At 72.8% G+C, this 23,631-nt stretch carries 27 protein-coding genes; 10 read left to right on the forward strand and 17 right to left on the reverse strand.

Translation table 11 applies throughout. The features are described from left to right. The first annotated feature begins 24 nt into the window (after positions 1-24). Complete coding sequence (locus tag AB0G79_RS30620; protein WP_360812208.1) at positions 25-264, forward strand: hypothetical protein; 240 nt, start codon at positions 25-27, stop codon at positions 262-264. On the opposite strand, the gene moaA is transcribed toward AB0G79_RS30620, so the two are convergent. The 3 genes from moaA to AB0G79_RS30635 form a co-directional block, all read right to left on the reverse strand. Next, positions 247-1,236 (reverse strand): GTP 3',8-cyclase MoaA, encoded by a 990-nt coding sequence (gene moaA, locus AB0G79_RS30625; RefSeq protein WP_360812210.1) that lies wholly within the window; start codon positions 1,234-1,236, stop codon positions 247-249. The genes AB0G79_RS30620 and moaA overlap by 18 nt on opposite strands. 199 nt (positions 1,237-1,435) lie before the next feature. Further along, entirely contained in the window at positions 1,436-3,127 is a 1,692-nt protein-coding gene (locus AB0G79_RS30630) for a cation acetate symporter (RefSeq protein ID WP_360812212.1), read from the reverse strand. Next, a complete protein-coding gene (locus tag AB0G79_RS30635) occupies positions 3,124-3,498 on the reverse strand; it encodes a DUF485 domain-containing protein (protein ID WP_360812214.1) in 375 nt (124 codons plus the stop codon). The genes AB0G79_RS30630 and AB0G79_RS30635 overlap by 4 nt, the downstream gene beginning before the upstream one ends. A gap of 273 nt (positions 3,499-3,771) precedes the next feature. On the opposite strand from AB0G79_RS30635, the gene AB0G79_RS30640 reads away from it, so the two are divergent. Both AB0G79_RS30640 and AB0G79_RS30645 read left to right on the forward strand, forming a co-directional pair. Further along, positions 3,772-5,310 carry a S8 family serine peptidase gene (locus tag AB0G79_RS30640; RefSeq protein WP_360812216.1) on the forward strand — a complete coding sequence of 513 codons (1,539 nt, stop codon included), beginning with the start codon at positions 3,772-3,774 and terminating at the stop codon, positions 5,308-5,310. A gap of 69 nt (positions 5,311-5,379) precedes the next feature. Next, on the forward strand, positions 5,380-6,675 hold the full coding sequence (locus tag AB0G79_RS30645) for a CoA transferase (protein ID WP_360812218.1): 1,296 nt from the start codon (positions 5,380-5,382) through the stop codon (positions 6,673-6,675). A 146-nt stretch (positions 6,676-6,821) separates the two neighbouring features. Here the strand turns inward: AB0G79_RS30645 and AB0G79_RS30650 are convergent, their stop codons facing one another. The 7 genes from AB0G79_RS30650 to AB0G79_RS30680 all read right to left on the reverse strand — a co-directional run bounded on the left by AB0G79_RS30650 (position 6,822) and on the right by AB0G79_RS30680 (position 13,702). Next, positions 6,822-7,865, reverse strand: coding sequence for a zinc-dependent alcohol dehydrogenase family protein (locus tag AB0G79_RS30650; RefSeq protein WP_360812220.1), 1,044 nt, complete (start codon positions 7,863-7,865; stop codon positions 6,822-6,824). An 18-nt stretch (positions 7,866-7,883) separates the two neighbouring features. Continuing rightward, on the reverse strand, positions 7,884-8,552 hold the full coding sequence (locus tag AB0G79_RS30655) for a lysoplasmalogenase (protein WP_360812222.1): 669 nt from the start codon (positions 8,550-8,552) through the stop codon (positions 7,884-7,886). Positions 8,553-8,691: 139 nt separating this feature from the next. Next, positions 8,692-9,414, reverse strand: a complete 723-nt coding sequence (locus AB0G79_RS30660; RefSeq protein WP_360812224.1) for a VIT family protein — start codon at positions 9,412-9,414, stop codon at positions 8,692-8,694. Positions 9,415-9,438: 24 nt separating this feature from the next. Next, positions 9,439-10,662 carry an amidohydrolase family protein gene (locus tag AB0G79_RS30665; protein WP_360812226.1) on the reverse strand — a complete coding sequence of 408 codons (1,224 nt, stop codon included), beginning with the start codon at positions 10,660-10,662 and terminating at the stop codon, positions 9,439-9,441. A 15-nt stretch (positions 10,663-10,677) separates the two neighbouring features. Then, positions 10,678-11,958, reverse strand: a complete 1,281-nt coding sequence (locus AB0G79_RS30670) for an amidohydrolase family protein (RefSeq protein ID WP_360812228.1) — start codon at positions 11,956-11,958, stop codon at positions 10,678-10,680. Positions 11,959-12,020: 62 nt separating this feature from the next. After that, positions 12,021-12,905 (reverse strand): SDR family NAD(P)-dependent oxidoreductase, encoded by an 885-nt coding sequence (locus tag AB0G79_RS30675; RefSeq protein ID WP_360812230.1) that lies wholly within the window; start codon positions 12,903-12,905, stop codon positions 12,021-12,023. Next, a complete protein-coding gene (locus AB0G79_RS30680) occupies positions 12,905-13,702 on the reverse strand; it encodes an acetoacetate decarboxylase family protein (protein WP_360812232.1) in 798 nt (265 codons plus the stop codon). The genes AB0G79_RS30675 and AB0G79_RS30680 overlap by 1 nt, the downstream gene beginning before the upstream one ends. A gap of 122 nt (positions 13,703-13,824) precedes the next feature. Between AB0G79_RS30680 and AB0G79_RS30685 the strand changes: the two genes are divergently transcribed. The 6 genes from AB0G79_RS30685 to AB0G79_RS30710 all read left to right on the forward strand — a co-directional run bounded on the left by AB0G79_RS30685 (position 13,825) and on the right by AB0G79_RS30710 (position 19,321). After that, a complete protein-coding gene (locus AB0G79_RS30685; protein WP_360812234.1) occupies positions 13,825-14,457 on the forward strand; it encodes a TetR family transcriptional regulator in 633 nt (210 codons plus the stop codon). Between the two features lie 62 nt (positions 14,458-14,519). After that, the gene (locus tag AB0G79_RS30690; RefSeq protein WP_360812236.1) at positions 14,520-15,518 is read left to right on the forward strand and encodes a DEDDh family exonuclease; all 999 of its coding nucleotides are present in this window, start codon (positions 14,520-14,522) and stop codon (positions 15,516-15,518) included. A gap of 63 nt (positions 15,519-15,581) precedes the next feature. Then, positions 15,582-15,815, forward strand: a complete 234-nt coding sequence (locus AB0G79_RS30695) for a hypothetical protein (protein ID WP_360812238.1) — start codon at positions 15,582-15,584, stop codon at positions 15,813-15,815. A gap of 93 nt (positions 15,816-15,908) precedes the next feature. Further along, on the forward strand, positions 15,909-16,724 hold the full coding sequence (locus AB0G79_RS30700) for an SURF1 family protein (protein ID WP_360812240.1): 816 nt from the start codon (positions 15,909-15,911) through the stop codon (positions 16,722-16,724). Between the two features lie 34 nt (positions 16,725-16,758). Then, on the forward strand, positions 16,759-18,561 hold the full coding sequence (locus AB0G79_RS30705) for a glycoside hydrolase family 15 protein (protein ID WP_360812242.1): 1,803 nt from the start codon (positions 16,759-16,761) through the stop codon (positions 18,559-18,561). Between the two features lie 4 nt (positions 18,562-18,565). Further along, a complete protein-coding gene (locus tag AB0G79_RS30710; RefSeq protein ID WP_360812244.1) occupies positions 18,566-19,321 on the forward strand; it encodes an SDR family oxidoreductase in 756 nt (251 codons plus the stop codon). Positions 19,322-19,330: 9 nt separating this feature from the next. Here AB0G79_RS30710 and amaP read toward each other — a convergent pair whose 3' ends face one another. From amaP to AB0G79_RS30735, 5 genes are read right to left on the reverse strand one after another with little or no spacing between them, the layout of a single operon-like run. Next, complete coding sequence (amaP, locus tag AB0G79_RS30715; protein ID WP_360812246.1) at positions 19,331-19,918, reverse strand: alkaline shock response membrane anchor protein AmaP; 588 nt, start codon at positions 19,916-19,918, stop codon at positions 19,331-19,333. Between the two features lie 5 nt (positions 19,919-19,923). Next, complete coding sequence (locus AB0G79_RS30720) at positions 19,924-20,562, reverse strand: DUF6286 domain-containing protein (protein WP_360812248.1); 639 nt, start codon at positions 20,560-20,562, stop codon at positions 19,924-19,926. Beyond that, positions 20,559-20,903: an Asp23/Gls24 family envelope stress response protein gene (locus AB0G79_RS30725; RefSeq protein ID WP_360812250.1), complete on the reverse strand. Its 345-nt coding sequence runs from the start codon at positions 20,901-20,903 to the stop codon at positions 20,559-20,561. The genes AB0G79_RS30720 and AB0G79_RS30725 overlap by 4 nt, the downstream gene beginning before the upstream one ends. Positions 20,904-20,908: 5 nt before the next feature. After that, entirely contained in the window at positions 20,909-21,100 is a 192-nt protein-coding gene (locus AB0G79_RS30730) for a hypothetical protein (protein ID WP_360812252.1), read from the reverse strand. Positions 21,101-21,127: 27 nt separating this feature from the next. Then, positions 21,128-21,607, reverse strand: a complete 480-nt coding sequence (locus AB0G79_RS30735; RefSeq protein ID WP_360812254.1) for an Asp23/Gls24 family envelope stress response protein — start codon at positions 21,605-21,607, stop codon at positions 21,128-21,130. A gap of 94 nt (positions 21,608-21,701) precedes the next feature. Between AB0G79_RS30735 and AB0G79_RS30740 the strand changes: the two genes are divergently transcribed. After that, a complete protein-coding gene (locus AB0G79_RS30740) occupies positions 21,702-22,337 on the forward strand; it encodes a hypothetical protein (RefSeq protein WP_360812256.1) in 636 nt (211 codons plus the stop codon). 18 nt (positions 22,338-22,355) lie between these two features. Here the strand turns inward: AB0G79_RS30740 and AB0G79_RS30745 are convergent, their stop codons facing one another. Both AB0G79_RS30745 and AB0G79_RS30750 read right to left on the reverse strand, forming a co-directional pair. Further along, positions 22,356-23,168 carry an enoyl-CoA hydratase/isomerase family protein gene (locus tag AB0G79_RS30745; protein ID WP_360812258.1) on the reverse strand — a complete coding sequence of 271 codons (813 nt, stop codon included), beginning with the start codon at positions 23,166-23,168 and terminating at the stop codon, positions 22,356-22,358. 132 nt (positions 23,169-23,300) lie between these two features. Continuing rightward, the gene (locus tag AB0G79_RS30750) at positions 23,301-23,522 is read right to left on the reverse strand and encodes a helix-turn-helix domain-containing protein (protein ID WP_024756249.1); all 222 of its coding nucleotides are present in this window, start codon (positions 23,520-23,522) and stop codon (positions 23,301-23,303) included. Positions 23,523-23,631 lie beyond the last annotated feature (109 nt).

Here is a 23,631-nt window from a genome sequence, read left to right on the forward strand (position 1 = left end):
TCGCTGTTGCTGGACAATGATCAGGTGAGCGAAGAGAAGCCGATCTGTTCCGCCAAGGGATGCCGCGCCGACGCCGTCTGGGTCCTCGCGTGGAACAACCCCAAGCTGCACACGCCCGAGCGGCGCAAGACGTGGCTCGCGTGCGAGGAGCACCGCGAGCACCTCTCCCAGTTCCTGGGGGTACGGGGATTCCTCAAGGACGTGGTGGAGCTGAGCGCCTGGGAGGAACCCGCGGAGGGCGGCGGGTCAGCCGCCGATCGCTGACATCGGACGGTCGGGCTGGAGGAAGCTCGGGTCGTCGAGGCCCGAGCCGGCCTTCTTGCCCCACATGGCCTTCTTCCAGATCTCCGCGACGGCCGCGTCCGAGTCGTCCGAGCGGAGCGCCGCCCGCAGGTCCGTCTCCTCGGTCGCGAAGAGGCAGGTGCGCACCTGGCCGTCGGCCGTCAGGCGGGTCCGGTCGCAGGCCCGGCAGAACGGGCGGGTGACGGAGGCGATCACGCCGACCGTGTGCGGTCCGCCGTCGACGACCCAGCGCTCGGCGGGGGCCGATCCGCGCTCGTCGGCGCCCTCGGCGGTCAGGGTGAAGCGGGTGCGCAGGGATTCCAGGATGTCCCCCGCGGTGATCATGCCGTCGCGCTTCCAGCCGTGCTGGGCGTCGAGCGGCATCTGCTCGATGAAGCGGAGCTCGTACCCCTCCTCGATCGCCCAGGCGAGCAGGTCGGGTGCCTCGTCGGCGTTGAGCCCGGGCATCAGGACCGCGTTGACCTTCACCGGGGTGAGGCCGGCGTCCCGCGCGGCGGCCATGCCGTCGAGGACGTCCTGGTGGCGGTCGCGGCGGGTGAGGGTCTTGAAGACCTCGGGGCGCAGCGTGTCCAGGGAGACGTTGACCCGGTCGAGGCCGGCGGCCTTGAGGGCGGTCGCGGTGCGCTTGAGCCCGATGCCGTTGGTGGTGAGGGACATTCGGGGGCGGGGCTCCAGGGCGGCGCAGCGCTCGACGATCCCGACGAGGCCGGGGCGGAGCAGCGGTTCGCCGCCGGTGAAGCGGACCTCGGTGACGCCGAGGTCGGTGACCGCGATGCGGATGAGCCGGACGATCTCGTCGTCGGTGAGCAGGTCCGGCTTGGCGAGCCACTGGAGGCCCTCTTCCGGCATGCAGTACGTGCACCGCAGGTTGCACCGGTCGGTGAGCGAGACGCGCAGGTCGGTGGCGACCCTGCCGTAGGTGTCGATGAGCACTGTGGGCCCCCTCCCCCGTGAAGCGGTGTTGTCGTTGCTGATGGTTCGAGCCTACGTGAGCTCTCGGACAACGAGCAGGCCAGATTGTCACGAGGACCGGGGAGGCCGCGTCGTAGAACTCTACGACGCGGCCTCCGTTCGGTCGCGGAACGTATACGACTCGCCGCGCTCCGGTCCGTACCCCTGCGGTCCGGTTCGGTCAGTGCTTGACCGCGGCGGCGACGCCGACGCCGGTGAGGGACTTGACCTCCAGTTCGGCGTACTTGCCCGCGTCCGGCTCCTCCTTGGAGAGGAGCGAGCCGACCCAGCCGAGGAGGAAGCCGAGCGGGATCGAGACGAGGCCGGGGTTCTCCAGCGGGAACCAGTGGAAGTCCACGCCCTTGAACATGGAGGCGGGTCCGCCGGAGACGACCGGGGAGAAGAGGACGAGGACGACGGAGGAGACCAGTCCGCCGTAGATCGACCAGAGCGCGCCCTGGGTGGTGAACCGCTTCCAGAAGAGGGAGTAGAGGATCGTCGGCAGGTTGGCGGAGGCGGCGACCGCGAAGGCGAGGGCGACGAGGCCGGCGACGTTGAGGTCGCGGGCGAGGGCGCCGAGCGCGATCGACACGATGCCGATGAGGACGGTCGACCAGCGGGCGGCCCGCATCTCCTGCTGCTCGGTGGCCTTTCCGCGCTTGATCACGTTCGCGTAGATGTCGTGCGCGAAGGACGAGGAGGAGGCCAGGGTCAGTCCGGCGACCACGGCGAGGATGGTGGCGAAGGCGACGGCGGAGATGATCGCGAGGAGGATCGCGCCACCGGTGGAGTCGGCGCCGCCGCCGACTTCGAGGGCGGTGAGCGGGGCGGCCGTGTTGCCCGCCTTGTTGGAGGCCTTGATGGTGTCGCCGCTGAGCAGGGCGGCGGCGCCGAAGCCGAGGACGATCGTCATCAGGTAGAAGGCGCCGATGATGCCGATGGCCCAGTTGACCGACTTCCGGGCGGCCTTGGCGGTCGGCACCGTGTAGAAGCGGATCAGGATGTGGGGCAGGCCGGCGGTGCCGAGGACGAGGGCGATGCCGAGGGAGATGAAGTCCAGCTTCGAGAGCGCGGTGGCGCCGTACTTGAGGCCGGGCTCCAGGAAGGCGTCTCCCTTGCCGCTGTTGGTGGCGGCTGCGCCGAGGAGGTCCGAGAGGTTGAAGTCGAACTTCAGGAGGATGAGGAAGGTGATGAGGAGCGTGCCCGCGATGAGCAGGACGGCCTTCACCATCTGCACCCAGGTGGTGCCCTTCATCCCGCCGATCGTCACGTAGACGATCATCAGGACGCCGACGAGGGCGACGATCGCGATCTTGCCGCCGTCGCTGGTGATGCCGAGGAGCAGGGAGACGAGGACGCCGGCCCCGGCCATCTGCGCGAGCAGGTAGAAGATCGAGACGACGATCGTGGAGGTGCCGGCGGCGGTGCGGACGGGCCGCTGGCGCATGCGGTACGCGAGGACGTCGCCCATCGTGAAGCGGCCGGAGTTGCGCAGGGGTTCGGCGACCAGGAGCAGGGCGACGAGCCAGGCGACGAGGAAGCCGATCGAGTAGAGGAAGCCGTCGTAGCCGTAGAGGGCGATGGCGCCGCTGATGCCGAGGAAGGACGCGGCGGACATGTAGTCGCCGGAGATCGCCAGGCCGTTCTGGAAGCCGGTGAACTGGCCGCCGCCCGCGTAGAAGTCGGCGGCGCTGCGGGTCTGGCGGCCGGCCCAGACGGTGATGCACAGGGTGGCGACGACGAAGGCGCCGAAGAGGGCGATGATCAGCGTCCGGTGCTCGCTGGTGGCGTTGCCCGCGTCGGCCGCCGTGATCAGGGTGGCGGGGGAGCCCAGGGTGGTGACGGTGGAGCCCAGGGTGCTCAGGGTGCTCATGCGTCGCCCTCCATGCGGTTCCGGATCGCCTCGGCTCGGGGGTCGAGACGGTTCGCCGCGTGCCGCGAGTACAGCCAGGCGATGAGGAAGGTCGTCAGGAACTGGCCGAGGCCCAGGACCAGTGCCACGTTGATGTTGCCGAAGAGCTTGGTGCCCATGAAGCCGCCCGCGTAGTTGGAGAGCAGCACGTAGAGCAGGTACCAGGCGATGAACGCGATCGTGAGGGGGAAGGCGAAGGAGCGGTACGTGCGGCGCAGTTCGCCGAACTCCTCGCCCTCCTGGACCTCGACGAACTGTTCCGTCGTGGGCCGGCCGGGGACGCGGTCGGCCTCCGCTCCGTTTCTGGGCGGCGGCGGGGCTTCGGTAGCCACGGAATCTCCTCGTGACGCGGGGACGGAGGACTGGGTCAAGGGGGCCTCACCAGGGGTGTGGAAACCGGGGCTCCGGTTCGGAGCTCCTCCCCTGCCCAACGGCACGGGCGGCACGGAGAAATGGTTCAGACGGGTGACATCTTCGAACAGATCTTCATCAAGTCTTCTCAACTCATTGAAGAAATGGGCTGATCAGCGATAACTTCACTCGTCATGCACCTGTCCGTGCGTAAACCCGCGTATGGGCAGTACATCGGATGATGTGGAGAACCCATGGCTCATCTGGGATCGAGGCGCGGCCGAGCTCTTGCTCTGCCTGCTGGTCTCGCGCTCACGGCCTCGCTCGGCTTCCTTCCCTCCGGCGCCGCCTCCGCCGCGGAACTGAGTGACGCTCCCGCCGCCTCCGTGGTGGCGACGAACGGGCCGAAGCTCTCGTACGTCGTCAACGTCGAGGGTGGTCGCTGGACCGCCGGCTCGGTGCGGAAGGCGATAGCCGCCGCGGGCGGCGAAGTGGTCATCTCGTACGACCAGATAGGCGTCATAGTCGTCCACTCGCAGAACCCCGAGTTCGCGAAGACGATCCGGCAGGCGCGCGGCGTGCTGTCGGCCGGTGCGACCCGCACCGCCCCGCTCACCGTCCAGTCGGACGACTCGGTCGGCGAGGGCGCCCAGGCGCTGTCCGCCGCCGAGGCGCAGGCCGCCGCGGCCACCGCCGCGGACGGTCAGGACCCGCTCGAGCCCCTCCAGTGGGACCTGCCGGCCATCAAGGCCGACCAGGCGCACAAGAAGACGCTCGGCAGCAAGAACGTCACCGTCGGCGTCATCGACACGGGTGTCGACGACACCCACCCGGACCTGGCGCCGAACTTCGACGCCGCCGCGTCCGCCAACTGCGTGTCCGGCAAGCCGGACACCACCGCCGGCTCGTGGCGTCCGAACGCGGGCGAGAGCGACCACGGCACGCACGTCGCCGGCACCATCGCCGCCGCCAAGAACGGCGTCGGCATCACCGGTGTCGCCCCGGGCGTCAAGGTCTCCGGCATCAAGGTGTCGACCCCGGACGGCTTCTTCTACACCGAGGCCGTGGTCTGCGGCTTCGTGTGGGCGGCCGAGCACGGCGTCGACATCACGAACAACAGCTACTACACCGACCCGTGGATGTTCGCCTGCAAGACCGACGAGGACCAGAAGGCCCTCATCGAGGCGGTCACCCGCGCGACCCGGTACGCGGAGAAGAAGGGCACGGTCAATGTGGCCGCGGCCGGCAACTCCAAGTTCGACCTGGCTGCCGACGAGATCCTCGACAACAGCAGCCCGAACGACACCACCCCCGGTGACCGGATCATCGACCCGAGCGAGTGCTTCGACTACCCGGCGCAGCTGCCGGGCGTCGTGACGGTCTCGGCGACCGGCGCGAAGGACCTGAAGGCGTCGTACTCCAACTACGGTCTCGGCGTCATCGACGTCGCCGCCCCCGGTGGCGACCGCACCGAGTACCAGACGCCGGACGCCCCGGCGGTGAACGGCCGCATCCTGTCGACCACGGTCAACGGGGGCTACAACTACAAGGCCGGTACGTCGATGGCCTCGCCGCACGCGGCGGGTGTCCTCGCGCTCCTCAAGTCCTCGCACCCGAAGGCCAGCCCGGCGGCGCTCAAGGCGCTCCTCGCCGCGCAGGCCGACGAGCGCGCGTGCACGAACCCGTACGACATCGACGGGAACGGCACCGTTGACGCGGTGTGCGAGGGCGGCAAGCAGAAGAACGGCTTCTACGGGGCCGGTCTGGTCGACGCGCTGGACGCCGTGAAGTAAGCGGTACGCAGTAGGTGGACGCAAGGCAAAGGGTGGCACTCAGTGCCACCCTTTGTGCATAGTGCGGTCATGAACAACGGAGTGCGTACGGGTACGGAGTTGCTGTGGTCGGCCCTGGGCGGCGATCCCGCCCTCGTCGACCGCGTGGAGTACGGCGGGGTCTCCGGGCTGCTGCCGGCGCGGCTGCCCGTGATGGACCTCGCGCGGGCGGCGGTGGCCGTCTGCTCGCTGGCCGCGGTGGAGCGGCTCCCCGGCCGTCCCGCGGTCCGGGTCGACGACGGGGCCGTCGCCACCGCCTTCGTGAGCGAGCGCCACCTGCGGGTGGACGGGCGGGTACCGGTGAACTTCGCGCCCCTGTCGCGGTTCTGGCGGGCGGCGGACGGGTGGGTGCGGACGCACGCGAACTACCCGCACCACCGGGCGGCGCTGCTGGCGGCGCTGGGCGTCGAGGAATCCGTGGAGGCGGTGGCCGCGGCCGTCGCCGAGCGGAAGGCCGTCGACGTCGAGACGGCGGTGTACGCGGCCGGGGGCCTGGCCGTGGCCCTGCGGACGCCCGAGGAGTGGGCCGCGAGCGCGCAGGGGCGGGAGGTGGCCTCACGGCCGCTGCTGACGCGGGAACGGCTGGACGAGGCCGCGCCCCGGCGGCGCACCGGGCGGCTCCGGGTCCTGGACCTGACCCGGGTGATCGCCGGGCCGGTGGCGACGCGGACGCTCGCGCTGCTCGGGGCGGACGTGCTGCGGGTCGACCCGCCCGGCAACCCCGAACTGCCGGACCAGCACGCGGACACGGACGTCGGCAAGCGGACGGTGGCCCTCGACCTGGACCGGGCGTCGGACCGCCGTACCTTCGACGAACTCCTCGACTCGGCCGACGTCCTGGTCACCGGCTACCGGCCCGGCGCGCTCGACCGCTTCGGCCTCGACCGGCCGGGGCTCGTGACCGCGCGGCTCTCCGCCTGGGGCGACTACGGGCCGTGGGCGGAGCGGCGGGGCTTCGACTCGCTGGTGCAGGTGGCGACGGGGGTCGCGGTCACGGAGGGGTCGACGGACGACCCCGGGGCGCTGCCGGCGCAGGCGCTCGACCACGGGACGGGGTACCTGCTGGCGGCGGCGGTGCTGCGGTCGCTGACGGAGCAGGAGCGGGAGGGCGGGTCGCGGCTCGTACGGCTCGCGCTCGCGCAGACGGGCCACTGGCTGACCCACGCCCTCCCGCGGTACGAGCCCGCCCGCCACCTCACGGACACGGCGAGCGCGCTCGGGCTGGTGCGGCACGCGGTGTCACCGGTGACGTACGAGGGCGGGCCCGGGGGGTGGGCGCGGCCGGTGGGGGTGGCCGGGGGCGACGTGGCGGGGTGGGAGGTGTAGGACGTTCGGATCCCCCACCCCGCCCCTTCCCGAACCCTGCCGGGGGCGGGAGCGGGTGAGGGGGTTCTTCCCGGGGGCTGCGCCCCCGGCTGAGGTCGGCCGCGGGGTTCGTCGGTCACCCCCGTGGGGGGACGCGGCGGTGTCGGTTACGGCTTGATCAGGACCTTGAGGGACGTGCGGTCGTCCATCGACTTGTAGCCGGCGGGGACGTCTTCCAGGGTGACCGTGGCGTCGAAGACCGGGGACGGGTCCAGGCGGCCTTCGAGGACGTCGGGGAGGAGCTCGGCGAGGTAGGCGCGGACGGGGGCGACGCCGCCGCGCAGGGCGATGTTGCGGTCGAACATGACCGAGAGGTCGAGGCCGGTGCCGCTGCCGTGGGGGACGCCGACGTAGCCGATCGAGCCGCCGTCGCGGGCGATCGCGACCGCCGTGCGCATGGACTGCTCCGTGCCGACCGCCTCGATGACGCCGTGCGCGCCCTGGCCGCCCGTCAGTTCGCGGACGGCCGCCTCAGCCGCCTCGCCGCGTTCGGCGACGACGTCCGTCGCGCCGAAGAGGCGGGCTATGTCGGTACGGGCCGTGTGGCGGCCCAGCGCGATGATCCGCTCGGCGCCGAGGCGCTTCGCCGCGAGGACGCCGCAGAGGCCTACCGCGCCGTCGCCGACGACCGCGACGGTCGAGCCGGGCTTCACGCCCGCGCCGAGCGCCGCGTGGTGGCCCGTGCCCATGACGTCGGAGAGGGCGAGGAGCGCGGTGAGCATGTGGTCGTCGGAGGCCCCCTCGGCGGGCAGCTTCACGAGGGTGCCGTCGGCGAAGGGGACGCGTACGGCCTCGCCCTGGCCGCCGTCGGAGCCGACCGAGCCCCAGAAGCCGCCGCGCGGGCAGGAGGTCTGGAGGCCCTCGGCGCAGTAGTCGCAGGTGCCGTCGGACCAGACGAAGGGAGCCACGACGAGGTCGCCGGCGGCGAAGCCGGTGACGTCGGAGCCGGCCGCCTCGACCACGCCGAGGAACTCGTGGCCGATCCGCTGGCCCGGCTGCCGGGCCGCCTCGCCGCGGTAGGCCCAGAGGTCGCTGCCGCAGATGCAGGCGCGCAGGACGCGGACGACGACGTCCGTGGGGTCCTGGACGACCGGGTCGGGCACGTCCTCCACGCGCATGTCGAACGGGGCGTGGATGGTGGTGGCGCGCATGGCGGACGGTCCTCGCTGTCAGACGGTTGTACGACGTTCACCGTACATTGCTCGCAGTACCCCCGTGGTCAGCAGGTACTGCGCCCCGATGTACGTCAGCATGACCCAGAAGTCGGGCACCGGCAGCTGGGGCCATCCCGCGATGCCCGTCGCGATCAGGGTGTCGGAGAGCAGGAAGAGGGCTCCGCCGAGGCCCGCGAGCCGTCCGAGGGAGCTGGACTTGCAGGCCGTCGCCGCCAGGAGCAGTGAGTAGCCGGCCACCGGGATCCGCAGGTCGGACGGGAGGTCCGGCACGAGGGACGCGAGGGTCGTGGTCAGCGCCCCCAGGTAGACGAGGCCGAGGAACGTGGACGTACTCCGTCGGCCGAAGAGGGCCAGGTAGCAGACGTGGCCGGCCGCGAACGAGCCCATGCCCACGAGGAAGGCCCAGTCGGCGTCCAGGAGGAGGAGGACGTCGCCTCCCCAGCCGAACAGCAGCGCCGCCGTCAGGAGCTTCGGGGCGCCCCGCGTGGCCGCGTACGCGGCGAGCAGCGTCATCAGGAGGGGCTTGGCCAGGACGTGGCCGAGCTCGGCGCCCACGAGGAGCGACCCCAGGTCCACCGCCGCCGCCACGGCGAACGCTCCGAGGAGGACGCGCGAGGCGGTCGACGCCGTCGCCGCGAAGGGCGGGGCAGTGGTGGTGCTCATGCGACGACGACCTCCGGTGCCGTTGTTCTCGTGGCGTCGACGGTAGGCGGGGGCGCCGAGGCTCGCCAGGACGGTTACCGACAAGTATGCGAGGCCCGTGGTCAGTCGCTTTTAGCCCCTTCTCACAAGGGGTCGTGCCTCAGACCCCCACCGCTCCCAGCAGCGAGCCCGCGCCGTACGTCACCGCCATCGCCAGGGCGCCGCCGCCCACGTTGCGGAGGATGGCGCGGCGCGTCGGGGCGTTGCCGAGGCGGGCGCTCCACCAGCCGGTGAGCACCAGGGCCGCCAGGACCGAGGCGACGGTGATCCAGAGGCGGGTCGCGGGCGGGGGGAGGACGATCGCGAGGAGGGGGAGCAGGGCGCCCGCGGTGAAGGCGAGGAAGCTCGCCCATGCCGCGTGCCAGGGGTTGGTGAGGTCGTCGGGGTCGATGCCCAGTTCCACGCGCGCGTGGGCGCGCAGGGCGTCGCGTTCGGTGAGCTGTTCCGCCGCTTCCCGGGCCACGTCCGGGGAGAGTCCCCGGGCCGTGAGGAGGGCGGTGAGCTCGGCGAGTTCCGCCTGCGGGCTCTCGCGGAGTTCGCGTCGTTCGACGGCGAGGGCGGCCTCCTCCGAGTCCCGTTGGGTGGAGACGGAGACGTACTCCCCCACGGCCATCGACATCGACCCGGCGAGGAGGCCCGAGAGGCCGGCCGTGAGCAGGGCCGCCTGGGACTCGGTGGCGCCCGCCACGCCGACGACGAGGCCCGCGGTGGAGACGACTCCGTCGTTGGCTCCGAGCACGGCGGCCCGGAGCCAGTTGAGACGGGAGCCGAGGCCTCCGCCGTGGGCCTCGTCGTGGACGGGGGGATCGGGCGCGTCGGTCACCTCAGGAGGGTCGCACCCCCGAGGTCACCAGACGCGGACCGACCCGCCCGGGGCGAAGGCGGGGCTGGTGGCGCCCGCCGGGACCTCCTTGAGGGGTTCGGCGATCTCCTCGACGGTCGGGCCGTGGACGGCGGCCAGCCGGTCGAGGAGGGGGAGGTCGAAGCCGTAGACGCGGGCCGCGTTGCCGCCGACCATGGCCGCGACCTCGTCCTTCGGCAGGCCCGCGTAGGCGATGCGCAGGCCTTCGCGGGAGTACGGGGTCGTGCCCTCGTCGTGCGGGTAGTCCGTCCCCCACATGATCTTGTCGAGGCCGATCCGTTCGCGCAGCGGCACCTCGTGCGGGCGCATGAAGCTCGCGCCGACGAAGCAGTTGTCCCGCCAGACCTCGCTGGGGCCCCTGCCCATGGACTCGGCGAGTCCCGCGCCGAACTTGGACTCGGCGGTGGACGCCTTCGTCGCGGCGGAGACCAGGCGGCCGTGGTAGTAGTCCAGCATGTCCAGGACGCCGGGGATCCAGCCCGAGCCCTGTTCCGTCAGGACCAGTTTGAGGTTCGGGTGGCGGCGGAACGCGCCGCCGAAGACCAGGTGCCACAGGGCCCGGTGGGAGAACCAGGTCGTCTCCACCATGAAGACCGCCCGCGCCGCCGGTTCGTCGCCCAGGGGCGGGGACGCGGAGCCGCCGTGGTGGTTGACGGGGACGTCGAGCTCCGCGCAGACCGCCCAGATCGGGTCGTACGCCTCCGAGTACAGCTCGGGGACGGGTGAGCCGGGCGGGACGCCGGGGAGCAGGATGCCGCCGGTGAGGCCCGCCTCGCGGGTGCGGCGGATCTCCGCGACCGCCGCGTCCACGTCGTTGAGCAGGATCTGCGCCACGCCCGCCCGCCGGCCCGGGGCGTCCGCGCAGAACTCGGCCAGCCAGCGGTTGTGCGCCTGGAGCCCGGCCCAGCGCTTCTCGTACTCGGCGCGGGTCGGCGGCTGCGCCATGAGGGACGCCTTGGGGAAGAAGGGGGGAATCGTGTTGGGGAAGACGACTTCCGCGACGACTCCGTCCTCTTCCAGTTCGCGCAGTCTGCGCGCCGAGTTCCAGTTGCGGTCGGCGGTGTCCGCGAGGAGGTCCTCGTACGGGTTGACGTAGGTCGCCGCCCAGGCGTCGAAGTCGTCGTGGTGCTTCCTCTCCAGGTACGGCTTGTAGTCCAGGAGGTCCGCGCCCGCGTGGCAGTCGGCCGAGATGACGGTGTATCTGTCCATGGTCCCGGAGGCCTCTCAGTTCGTTCCGAGGGACGGGAAGTCGTGTTCCGTGAGCCAGTGGCGGCCCACCTCGCGCGAGCGCGCCCAGGACGCCTCCACCGCCGCCTGGTCGGGCGACTGGCCGAGTTCGGCCGGGGTGGGGCCGATCCGGCGGGCTATCGGTTCGAGCGCGGCCGTGTCGAAGCCGAAGACCTCCGCCGCCGCGAGGCCGAGGATCCGCCGGGTCTCCTCCACCGGGATGTCGTGGAAGGTGTTCCGCAGCCACGCGCGCGTGGCAGGCCAGGTGCCCTCGGGGTGCGGGAAGTCCGAGCCCCAGAGGATGTTGTCGACGCCGATCTCGTACCGCTGGGCCAGCTCGCGCCGCTTGGTGTTGGTCGCGCAGACGAAGACCTGCCGGTCGAGGTACTCGCTCGGGGGTCGCTTCAGCTCGGCGAACGGCGACAGCTTCTTGCCGCCGTGCGCGCCCAGGTAGAGGCGGTCCATGAACCACAGGAGGTTCGGCAGCCACCAGCAGCCGGACTCGGCGACGCCGAACTTCAGGCCGGGGTGGCGCTCGAAGACGCCGGACCAGAGCAGGAACCAGAGCGGCCTGGCGGGCCAGAAGGTGACCTCGGAGACGTAGATCCCGAGGTGGTCGCCGTACTCCTCGCGGGGTGCGGCGCCGGAGTGGGTGACGACGGGCATGCCGGTCTCGGCGGCGGCGGCCCAGACGGGGTCGTAACGGCGGTCGTGGTACGGGGCCTTGTCCACCCACATCGAGGGGATCATCAGCGCGCCGAGGCCGGACTCCTTGGCCCGGTGGATCTCGGCGACGACCTTGCCGGGCTCGGCGGTGACGGGGAGCAGCGCCACGCCGCAGTGCCGCTCGGGGTTCTGTCCGACGAACTCGGCGAGCCAGCGGTTGTGCGCCTGCGCGCCCGCCATGCCGAGCTCGGGGTCCTGGTCGCCGGAGAGGCCGAGGCCGACGCCGAAGGGGGCGGCGGTCTGGCTGTCGACGGCGTCCGCGTCGGGGAAGACGACCTCGGCCGCGACGCCGTCGCCGTCGAGTTCCTTGAGCCGCTGGGCCGCGTCCCAGCCGCCGCGCAGGCCTTCCTCGTTGTCGTGGAACCACTTGTCGGCGAAGGCCTCGTTGCGCACCCCGAGGCGGGTCATCGCCTCGCGGCGGGCGTCGCGGCCGGCGAGGAACTCGTCGAAGGCGCGGTGATGGCGGGAGTCCAGGTAGGGCCGGTACTGCTCGGTGGGCAGCCCGGCGTGGCAGTCGGAGGAGATGATCAGGTACGGGTCTTCGTACGTCATGTCACTGTCCTCGGGATGATTCGCGTGTCTCGGTGTCCTCTTGTACGCGGGAGCCCGCCGCCTCAGTCGAGGATGAAGCTCTCCAGGTACGACGGGTTGGCGCGGTCGAGCATCGAGCGGGAGCGCGCCCGGATCTGGCGGTCGCTGTGCTCGCTCGCCGGCAGCATCCAGAAGCGGTCGGCGCGGATGCCGTCGACGACGTGCTCGGCGACGTCCTCGACCGGGGTGAAGGCGACCTCCTTGCCGGCCTCCTTCATCGCCGCCTCGAACTGGTCGAGGCTGCGGTACGGGGTCTTGCGGGGGCGCTGCTTCGCGTACCGCTCGGGGCGGTTGCGGTGCGACTCCCAGAGCCCGGTGCGGAGCATGTGCGGGCCGGGGAAGAGGACGGAGGCGCCGACGTTCGCGCCCTCGGCCCTGAGGTGGGCGTAGAGCGACTCGGTCATGGTGACGACGGCCGCCTTGGTGACCGCGTACACGGAGGCGGTGGGGAGCGGGGCGATGCCGCCGTCGCCGCTGGAGGTGTTGACGACGTGGCCGGGCTGGCCGCTCGCGATCATGCGGGGGACGAAGGCCTGGATGCCGTGGAAGACGCCCCAGATGTTGACGGAGAAGGCCCACTTCCAGTCGTTCGGCTCGTGCTCCCACATGCGGCCCTCGGCGCCGGAGCCGACGCCCGCGTTGTTGCAGAGGACGTGGACGTTGCCGAAGGTGTCGTAGGCCGCGTCCGCGAAGGCCCGGACGTCGTCCTGGTCGGAGACGTCGACGGTCCGGGCGAGGACCTGGGCCCCGCTCCCGGTCAGTTCCTCGGCGGCGGCCGCGAGGGCGCCCTGCTCGACGTCCCCGAGGACGACGGCCAGGCCCTCGGCGGCGAAGCGGCGGGCCATGGCGAGTCCGATGCCGCTCGCGGCGCCGGTGACGACGGCCACCTGTCCTGCGCGCAGCTCCATCAGGCGCTCCCCTCCGGCGGTCCGTCGAGGATCTGGAGCGGGTCGTCGTACCGCTGGTGGATGTACGGGAGGAGGGCCTGCGCGGAGACGCGCTCGGCGACCGTGCCCTTCTGGTCGGTGGTCTTCTCGCCGATGGTGATCTCGACGATCCGGCGGACGGGGAGGTCGGCGACGGGGTCGTACATGGACTCGCGGAGGACCACGTCGCCGGTGACGCCCTCCAGTTTCCGCACCTTCTCGTTGCGGACGCAGTGGACGAGGACGGGGTCGGCGTCGAAGCCGGTGCCGTCGACGCCGGGCAGGAACTTGAAGTAGAAGTCGGTCTTCTCGGCGGGCGCGGGGACCGGCAGCTCGCCGGAGACGGCGCCGCGCACCTCGACGAAGGCGATGCCGTGGCGGGCGAGGGAGGCGCTGACGACGAGTCCGTCGCGCTCGACCTTCACCTCGCCGAGCTTCTTGGGTTCGCCGAAGACCTCGCGGCCGCCGATCAGGGCGCGCTCGTGGGTCATCGGCATGACCAGCGGGTACCAGCCCTCGCGGTCGCCGTGGGCGGCGGCGACGGCGACGGAGCCGGCGCCGAGGGGGTAGCCGGGGAGGTCGACCTTGCTGATGTTGGCCCGGACGAGCGGGCGGCCGGTGGGCTTCAGCGGGGGCGGCAGGACCGCCGCGACGACGTCGGGGTCGGTCTCCCAGACGGCGACCACTCCGGTGGACCAGATGTCGGGGAGCTTCGCGGACCGTTCGCGCGCCGCCGCCGCCTCGGCGTCGCTGCGCGCTCCGTACCGTACTCGTGCCATGACGTACCGCCCTTCGGGACAACAGTCGACCTGACGTGGCGTCAGGTGGCTCTGTAACACAGTTACACGCTGACCGATGACGGGTAAAGACCCGTGCACGCGATGGAGTTGAGGGGGAAGCGATGGCACGCTCGGCGCTCAGCCGCGACGAAGTCCTGGACACCGCAGCCGCGCTGGTGAAGGAGCACGGACCGGCGGCCCTGACCATGCGCAGGCTCGCCGCCGAGCTGGGCACGGCGGTGACCTCGATCTACTGGCACGTCGGCAACCGCGAGTCCCTCCTCGACGCGCTCGTCGACCGCACGGTCACCGACCTCGGCACGATCCGCCCGCGGGGCGCGACCCCCGCCGAGCGGATGGTCTCGGTCGCCCGCGCGATGCGCCGGTCGCTGCGCGAGCGCCCGCACCTGGTGGCGATGGTCCACGAGCGGGGCCTGACGGAGCGCATGTTCCTGCCGGCGCAGCGGGCCCTCGTCCACGAGGCCCACGCGGCGGGGCTGCGCGGGGCGGACGCGGCGCGGGCCGTGCGCGCGGTGCAGTTCCAGGTCGTCGGGTACGTCCTCGTGGAGCGGAACCGCGAGCGCTCCCCCGCCCAGTCGCCGGGCGAGGAGGAGCTGTGGCGCGAGGAGCCGTCCACCGGCTCGGACCCGGTCCTGGCCGAGGCCCTGGCCGCCCCGGTCGACACCGAGGCGCTCTTCACGGAGTCCGTACGGGCCCTGGTGGAGGGCCTGCTCGCGGGGGCCCGCACGCCCTGAACCCGCCGCCGGAAGGGCTCCGGGGACGGGAGTGTCCGTGGCGGGCCGTATTCTCATGGGCTATGCCCGACGACCGTACGACAGCAGTGACGTGGCCGACCGCCTACCCGCAGGGGTACGCGGTCGTCGACGTGGAGACCACCGGCCTCGCCCGCGACGACCGGATAGTGTCCGCTGCCGTCTACCGGCTCGACGCCCAGGGGAACGTCGAGGACCACTGGTACACGCTCGTCAACCCCGAGCGCGACCCGGGCCCGGTCTGGATCCACGGCCTGACCAGCGACGTCCTGGAGGGCGCGCCGCTCTTCCCGGAGATCGCCGCCGAGTTCGCGGCCCGCCTCGACGGCCGGGTCCTCGTCGCGCACAACGCGATGTTCGACTGGCAGATGATCGCCAGGGAGTACGCGCGGGCCGAGTCCACCGCCCCCGTCCGCCAGCGCCTGTGCACGATCGCGCTCGCCAAGGAGCTGGCGCTGCCGCTGCCCAACCACAAGCTGGCGACGCTCGCCGCGCACTTCGGCGTCGTCCAGCAGCGCGCGCACAACGCGCTCGACGACGCCCGCGTCCTCGCCGAGGCCTTCCGGCCGAGCCTGCACGCGGCGGCCGAGCGCAACGTCCGGCTCCCGCTGCTGGAGTGCCGGCCGCTGACGGAGTGGGCCTCCTCGGCGGCGCCGGAGCGGCCGCGCGTCGGTCACCAGTCCTCGTACGGGGGCGGGGCCGCCGCCTCGTACCGCATGAACAGCTGGCGCCCCTCGCGCAAGCGCCCGGCCTGCCCCCACCCGAACCCCGGCCGCTACGAGGCGGACCGGCCGCTCAAGCAGGGCATGCGGGTCGCGTTCTCCGGGGACACCTCGGTCGACCGGGAGCTCCTGGAGGACCGCACGGTCGAGGCCGGGCTGCACGTCGCCACGAGCGTCTCCCGGCTGACGAGCCTCCTCGTCACGAACGACCCCGACGCGCCCACCTCCAAGACCCTCAAGGCGAAGTCCTTCGGCACCCCGGTCGTCGACGAGGCGGCCTACACGCAGCTCCTGCGGGACGTGGCCCCGGCAGACGGGTGACGCGCGGGGCCGGACGGGCGTGGCACGCGGCGCGCGCCCGGCCGGAGCCCCACCCTGTGGCCCATGGCACGTTGCGAGGTCTGCGGAAACGATTACGGCATGTCCTTCGAGGTTCACGCCCAGGGCGCGATCCACGTCTTCGACTGCTTCTCCTGCGCCATTCACCGCATGGCGCCCATCTGCGAGCACTGCCGGGTCCAGATCATCGGCCAGGGCGTCGAGGTCGAGGGCAGCTGGTACTGCGGCGCCCACTGCGCCCGGGCCGAGGGGAAGGTGGGCATCGTCGACCGCGTGTGAGGAAACGATCCGGGCTCGCCCCCCGCGCAGGACCCGGCCCCCTCCGGCGACCCGCCGCAAGGGGGCCTTTCGGCGCAAGGTACCGTCGACGGCGTGTACCGCTTCCTGTTGTCCCGGCAGTGGGTGATCCTCACCCTCGTCGCCCTCGTCCTCATCCCCACGATGATCGAGCTGGGCTTCTGGCAGTTCCACCGGCACGAGCGCCGGGTCGCCCAGAACGCCCTGATCGCGGACAACCTCCGGGCGAAGCCGGTCCCGGTCGAGGAGCTCACCGCCCCCGGCCACACCGTCCCGCGCGCCGACTACTGGCGCCAGGTCACCGCCACCGGCACCTTCGACACCTCCCACGAGGTGGTCGTCCGCCGCCGCACCTCCTCCGACGACCGGGTCGGCGTGCACGTCCTGACCCCGCTGGTCCTGGAGGACGGCAAGGTCCTCCTCGTGAACCGCGGCTGGGTGCCGGCCGCCGCCGACCAGCGCGCCTACCCCGACGTGCCGCCCGCCCCCACGGGCGAGGTCACCGTCACCGGCCGCCTCAAGGCCGACGAGACGACCGGCGCCAGCGGCATCAAGGACCTCAAGGGCCTGCCGGACCGGCAGGTCATGCTGATCAGCAGCGAGCAGCAGTCCGCGCTCATCGGGCGCGAGGTCCTCGGCGGGTACGTCGAGCAGACCGGGCCCCGGGCGGCCGGCGGCACGCCCGAGCAGATCGCCGAGCCCGACCACGACTCGATCGGCGCACACATGGCGTACGCCGTGCAGTGGTGGCTCTTCACCCTCGGGGTGCCCGTCGGCTGGGTGATCCTCGTCCGCCGCGAGAAGCGCGACCGCGCGGAGGCGGCGGCAGGTCGGGGCTCCCCGGCGGGGGACGGGGCGGACGCGGAGCCCCAGGCGGCCCCGGCCCCCTGATTGACGGCACGCGCTTCCGGGAACAGCCCAGAGCGTGACGCAACGTATCGACGACTACGCCCTCATCGGCGACCTCCAGACCGCCGCGCTCGTCGGCCGCGACGGGTCGATCGACTGGCTGTGTCTCCCCCGCTTCGACTCGGCCGCCTGCTTCGCCGCCCTCCTCGGCGACGAGGACAACGGCCACTGGCGGATCGCCCCCAAGGGCGCCACGGGCTGCACCGACCGCCGCTACGTCGAGGACACGCTCGTCCTGGAGACCCTCTGGGAGACCCGCACGGGCACGGTCAAGGTCGTCGACTTCATGCCGCAACGGGACAGGGCCCCCGACGTCATGCGGATCGTCGAGGGCGTCAGCGGCACCGTCGAGATGAGCTCCGTGCTGCGGCTCCGCTTCGACTACGGCTCGATCGTGCCGTGGGTGCGCCGCTCCGACGGCCACCGCGTCGCCGTCGCGGGACCCGACGCGGTCTGGCTGCGCAGCGAGCCGCCCGTGAAGACCTGGGGCCAGCAGTTCGCCACCTGCTCCTCCTTCACCGTCGCCGCCGGCGAGAAGGTCGCCTTCGTCCTCACCTGGCACCCCTCCCACGAACCGCGCCCCGTCCTCGTCGACCCCTTCGAGGCCCTGGAGCTCTCCGTCGCCGACTGGCGGGACTGGGCGGCCCGCTGCACCTACCGAGGACCCCACCGGGCGACCGTGCTGCGCTCGCTCATCACCCTCAAGGCGCTCACCTACGCCCCGACCGGCGGGATCGTCGCCGCCCCCACCACCTCCCTGCCGGAGGAGCTCGGTGGCGTACGGAACTGGGACTACCGCGCCTGCTGGCTGCGCGACTCCTCCCTCACCCTCGGCGTGCTGCTCGCCGCCGGATACGTCGAGGAGGCGGCCGCCTGGCGGGACTGGCTGCTCCGCTCCGTCGCGGGTGACCCGGCGGACCTCCAGATCATGTACGGCCCCGCCGGGGAGCGGCGGCTGCCCGAGACGGTCCTGCCGTGGCTGCGCGGGTACGCCGAATCGGCGCCGGTGCGGACCGGGAACGCGGCGGTGGAGCAGTTCCAGCTCGACGTGTACGGCGAGGTCATGGACTCGCTGCACCTCGCGCGGAAGGCCGGGATCCCGCCCGTGCGGCACGCCTGGAACCTCCAGCTGAGCCTGCTCGGCTTCCTGGAGTCGACCTGGCGGAACCCCGACGAGGGCCTCTGGGAGGTGCGCGGGCCGCGCCGCCACTTCACCCACTCGAAGGTGATGGCCTGGGTCGCCGCCGACCGGGCCGTACGGACCCTGGAGGCGGACCCCACGCTGCCCGGGGACCCTGCGCGGTGGCGGGCGATGCGGGACGAGATCCACGCGGAGGTGTGCGCGAAGGCGTACGACCCCGACCGGAACACCTTCACGCAGTCGTACGGCTCCCGGGAGCTGGACGCCGCCACGCTGCTCATCCCCCGGGTCGGCTTCCTGCCGCCGGACGACCCGCGGGTGGTCGGGACGGTGGACGCGGTGCGGGCGGAGCTCTCGCACGGCGGGTTCCTGCGGCGCTACAGCGTCGCCGACGGCACGGGGACGGCGGCCGTGGACGGGCTGCCCGGCCAGGAGGGGACCTTCCTCGTCTGCTCGTTCTGGCTGGCGGACGCGCTGCGGCTGACCGGGCGCGAGGCGGAGGCGCGCGAGCTGTTCGAGCGGCTCGTCGGCCTCACCAACGACGTGGGGCTCCTCGCGGAGGAGTACGACCCGGTGGCCGGGCGTCAGCTGGGCAACTTCCCGCAGGCGTTCAGCCACATCGGCCTGGTGGGCACGGCCCTCGCGCTGGCACCCGGGGAGCCGGACCCGGCAGGATAGGCGCATGGATCTTGGACTGAAGGACCGCGTGTACGTCGTGACCGGCGCGACCCGGGGACTCGGGCGCGCCTCGGCCGAGGCGCTGCTCGCCGAGGGCGCGAAGGTGCTGGTCACCGGGCGCGAGGAGAAGACGGTCGCCGAGGCCGTGGCCGAGCTCGGGGCGGGTGCGGCGGGCGTAGCCTCCGACAACACCGACCCGGGGACCCCGGCCCGGCTGATCGCCGAGGCGCGGGCCCGGTTCGGCGGCTTCGACGGCATCCTGATCAGCGTCGGCGGTCCGGCCCCGGGCTTCGCCGCCGACAACACCGACGAGCAGTGGGCGGCGGCCTTCGACACCGTCTTCCTCGGGGCCGTGCGCCTCGCCCGCGCGGCGGCCGAGACGCTGACCGAGGGCGGAGTCGTCGGCTTCGTGCTCTCCGCCTCCGTGCACGAGCCGATTCCCGGCCTGACCATCTCGAACGGCCTGCGGCCCGGCCTCGCGGGCTTCGCGAAGTCGCTCGCGAACGACCTGGGGCCGCGCGGAGTGCGGGTCGTCGGCCTGCTGCCGAGCCGCATCGACACGGACCGGGTGCGCTCGCTCGACGCGCTGTCGGGCGACGCGGACGCGGCGCGCGCGGCGAACGAGGCCGAGATCCCGCTGCGCCGCTACGGCACGCCGGAGGAGTTCGGCCGCACGGCGGCCTTCCTCCTGTCCCCCGCGGCCTCGTACCTGACGGGCGTGATGCTGCCGGTGGACGGCGGGGCGCGCTCCGGTTTCTGACGGGCTCCGTCAGGTCACCCTGCGGGCGCGGTGCCGCACCGCCCGCAGGCGGGCCTCGGTGGGAAGCGCGGCGAGGCCCGTGGACGTACGGGCGTGGGCGAGGGCCTCGTCGCTGAGGGCTGACAGGGCGTCTCCGGGGGCCGCGTACGGCTCCAGGAGGAGCGCGACGCGCGTGCGGGGCGCGGTGCGGCGGCCCGTGAGGGAGATCTTCGCCCGGGCCACGCCCTCCTGGGCGGTGGCGTCGGCCTCCATGGCCGCTTCCAGGGTCCGGGCGCGGACCAGGGCCTCCTCGCCGTCGCCGGTGTCGACGACGACCTCGCGGAGGCGGGCCCGGCGGAACTGGACGAGCAGCCACCAGAGGGCGAGCAGGACGACGATCGCGAGGGCCGCGATGACCACCGGCCACCACCAGCTCTCCTCGCGCCAGCGCTGCCGGTCGGCGGCGGGGAGCAGGACGTCGTCGGGGCCCGACCAGGGCCACCAGGACGGTACCGAGAGGTCGAGGACGGCGGCGAGGACGGCACCGCCGCCGAGGACGAGGAGCAGCCCGGCGAGGCCGAGCAGGAAGCGGTTGACGCGGCGGAGGACGACGGTCACCGGGGTCACCCCTTCTTGGGCGGTCGGGTGACCCGGACGGTCAGCGCGGGCGGGTGGGCGAGGCCGAGTTCGTCGACCCCGGCGGCGAGGACGTTCTCGACGTCGGTGCGGACCTCGTCGAGGTCCCGGAAGTGCGAGACCGCGCGGACGGCGATCTTGGACCGGCCGACGTTCACCCGGACGGACCGCACGCCGGAGACCTCCATGGCGCGGTCGCGCAGGACGAGCGCGGCGGCGTCCCGGTCGAGACCGGCCCGCACGTCGGCGTGTTCGCGGCGCATGGGGAGGACGGCGCGCAGTCCCGGGGTCGCCGCGAGGACCAGCAGCCAGAGGCCGAGCAGGACCGCGAGGGCGGCGCCGGCGACCACGGTGGTGCTGTCGAGCGGCTTCGTCGCCAGCGCGTCGGCGAGCTCGCGCCGCCACGCCATGGCGTCCCGTTCGGCCCGCACCGCCGCGACGTCGTAGAGCAGCAGCCCGGCTGCCCCGAGCACGACGGCGGCGACGATCGCCGCGGGCACGCGCCGGACCGCCCAGAAACGCCGAACGGGCCCGCCGGGGGCGGGCTCACCGGCGAGCACGGGGACGGGGTCGGGGGACGCGGCCCCGGCGGGGGGTGCCGGGGCCGGGTCCGGGGTGGTGGTCATGAGAGGCGGCCCCTCGGGTCGGTGCTGCGGGTGTGCGGGGAGTGCAGGTGTTCCACGTGGACGGACACCTCGTGCACCTCCATGCCGACGAGGTCCTCCACCCGGGTGCGGACCCGGCCCCGTACGGCCCCGCACTGGCGGCCGATGTCGGAGGGGTAGGGGAGTTCGAGGCTCACCGCGACCCGGGCGACGTCCCGGTGGACGACCACCGAGGCGTGCGGCGCGGAGGCGCCCGCCGGGACGGTGCCCAGGGCTTCCCGCGCCGCCTGGGCGGCGATCTTCGCGACGACCCGGTCGGCGATCGTCGTCGCCCCCCGGTCGCGGACCGAATCTCCTGCCACCCGCGTCACCGCCGCCGGTCGCCGCGCTCGCGGCCCCGGAACAGGTCGCCGGGTTCGAGGTCGCCGTCGAGGAAGCGGCCGACCACGAAGCCGATCGCGCCCAGGGCCGCGACCAGCAGAAACGCCCCGAAGCCGCCGAAGTACCCGGCGAAGCCGAGAGCCATGCCGGCCAGCAGGCCGACCACCGCCATGTTCATTGCCGTCCCCTTACTGGAGTCTCGGGCCTACTGGAGTCTCGGCTCCGGTTCGTCCTCCTCGTCTTCCGGGAGTTTGACGTCGCTCACCGCGATGTTGACCTCGACGACCTCGAGGCCGGTCATCCGCTCCACCGCGGCGATGACGTTCTCCCGTACGGCGCCGGCGACGTCGGAGATGGAGACGCCGTAGTCGACGACGATCTCCAGGTCGAGCGCCGTCTGCACCTCGCCGACCTCGGCCTTCACGCCCCTGGTGACGTTCGTCTTCCCGCCGCCGGGCACCTTGTCCCGTACGGCTCCGAAGGTGCGCGAGAGGCCGCTGCCCATCGCGTGGACGCCGACGACGTCGCGTGCGGCGAGGCCGGCGATCTTCTCCACGACGCCGTCGGCGATCGTGGTGCGGCCCCGCGAGGCCGGGTCGCCGCCGCCCCTCTTGGTCACGGAGGTACGGCGCCCTTCGCGCTGTTCCTCGCTCGCGCCGGTGTCCGCGTGTCCGGTATCCGTCATCGCGTTTCAGCCCCTTCCGGGATATTTCGAGGTACTTCGCCCACACTAAGGGCGGCTTCCCGATCTCGCCCCGGGGATACGGCAGTCTGGTGTCATGACGACGGCGGAGAGTTGGACGGCTGCGGTACGGGACCGCCTCGCGCCGGGCAGGCTGCTGCCGCTCGGGGCGGAGGCCGAGGACGCGTGGATCGCCGAGCGCGCGGTACGGGTCGCGCTGGACGCGGCCGCCCGGTCCGTGGCGGGCGCGGTGCCGGGCGAGCTCAGGATCGGCAGGGACGAGGCGGAGCCCGGGGCCCTGCGGATCTCCGGAGGGTTCGCCGCCGTCGCGGGGCTGCGGCCGCTGCCCGAGCTCGCGGCCGCGCTGCGCGCGGCCCTGCTGGGCGCGGCGGAGGACGGCCTCGGGCTCGCCGTCGCGGCCGTGGACCTGCGGGTGACGGAGCTGCTCGACGCGGTGCCGGAGGACGCCGGCGCTCCCGTTGCGCCGTCCGGGCGACCCTCCCCCGCCACGGACGATCCGGCCGCCCTCGCGGCGCTGCGGGTGCCGGGGGTGGCGGGTGTGACGGACACGCTCGGCCCGCCGGTCCGCCGCACCCCGGACCGGGTGCGGGTCGAGGTCGCCGTGACCGCCGGGCACAGACCCCTGGAGGTGGCCCGGGCCGTCCGGACGGCCGTGACCGCCGCCACCCCTGGGGTGACGGCGGTCACGGTGCTGGTCTCGGAGCTGCGCTGAGGTCCGGCAGCCGGTGGGTCAGTCGCCGACGCCCGCGAGGTCGCGCAGGCGACGGGCCTGGGCGGCGCGCTCGGCGACGCGCTGCTCCTCGTACGAGCGACCGGAGGCGCCCTGGAGGAGCGCCTTGGTCTCGTTGACCGCGGCGCGCGGCGCCGCGAGCAGGGCGGCGCTCAAGTCCCGTACCGTCGCGTCGAGTTCCTCGACGGGCACGGCGATGTTGGCGAGACCGATGCGCTCGGCCTCCTCCGCGTGGACGAAGCGGCCGGTGGCGCAGATCTCCAGCGCGCGGGCATAGCCGACGAGCGAGACGAGCGGGTGCGTCCCGGTCAGGTCCGGGACGAGCCCCAGGCTGGTCTCGCGCATGGCGAACTGCACGTCCTCGGCGACGATCCGCAGATCGCAGGCGAGTGCGAGCTGGAAGCCCGCGCCGATGGCGTGGCCCTGGACGACCGCGATCGAGACGAGGTCGTTCCGGCGCCACCAGGTGAAAGCCTCCTGGTACTCGGCGATCTCGGCATCGAGGTCCTCGTCGGAACCGCGCGCGAGATCGAGGAAGGACGGCTCTCCGTCGAAGCCCTCGGGCGTGAACGCCTGCCGGTCGAGTCCCGCGGAGAAGGATTTTCCCTCACCGCGCAGGACGACGACCCGCACGCTGCCGGGCAACGACCGGCCGGCTTCCGTCAACGCCCGCCACAGAGCGGGAGACTGGGCGTTGCGCTTCGCCGGGTTGGTCAGGGTCACCGTGGCAACGGCGTCCTCGACGGTGAGCCGTACACCGTCCTTGTCGAACACGAGCTCGGTATCGAACTCGGAATCGTCGAGCGTAGTCATGGGGCGCCTCCGGTTCCGGTGCAGCACTGCATAACGGGATGCTAAGTGACTGCACAGTAACCACCTGGCCGACCGGCAGGTCGACCGGGTGGCCACCGAGAGACCCGGTGGCCCGAACGAGCCGCCCCGATGTCAGACCGAGGCCGCCTTCTTGCCCCGGGTCGCTCCGCCGCGTCCACGCAGCGTGACTCCGGATTCGCTGAGCATCCGGTGGACGAATCCGTAGGAGCGGCCGGTTTCCTCGGCCAGCGCCCGGATGCTCGCACCGGAGTCGTACTTCTTCTTCAGGTCTGCCGCGAGCTTGTCGCGCGCGGCGCCGGTCACCCGGCTGCCCTTCTTCAGAGTCTCGGCCACCCGTGCCTCCTCATGGGAAGTGCGCTCTGGACTTCTCATGATCACCCCTCCCCGCCGTCCTGGCCACCCATTCGACAAGGTCCGTCCCGCCCGGTTTGCGGAGGCATAC

Origin of the sequence: Streptomyces sp. NPDC020807, assembly GCF_040641575.1 — a bacterium.
Taxonomy (GTDB): Bacteria; Actinomycetota; Actinomycetes; order Streptomycetales; family Streptomycetaceae; genus Streptomyces.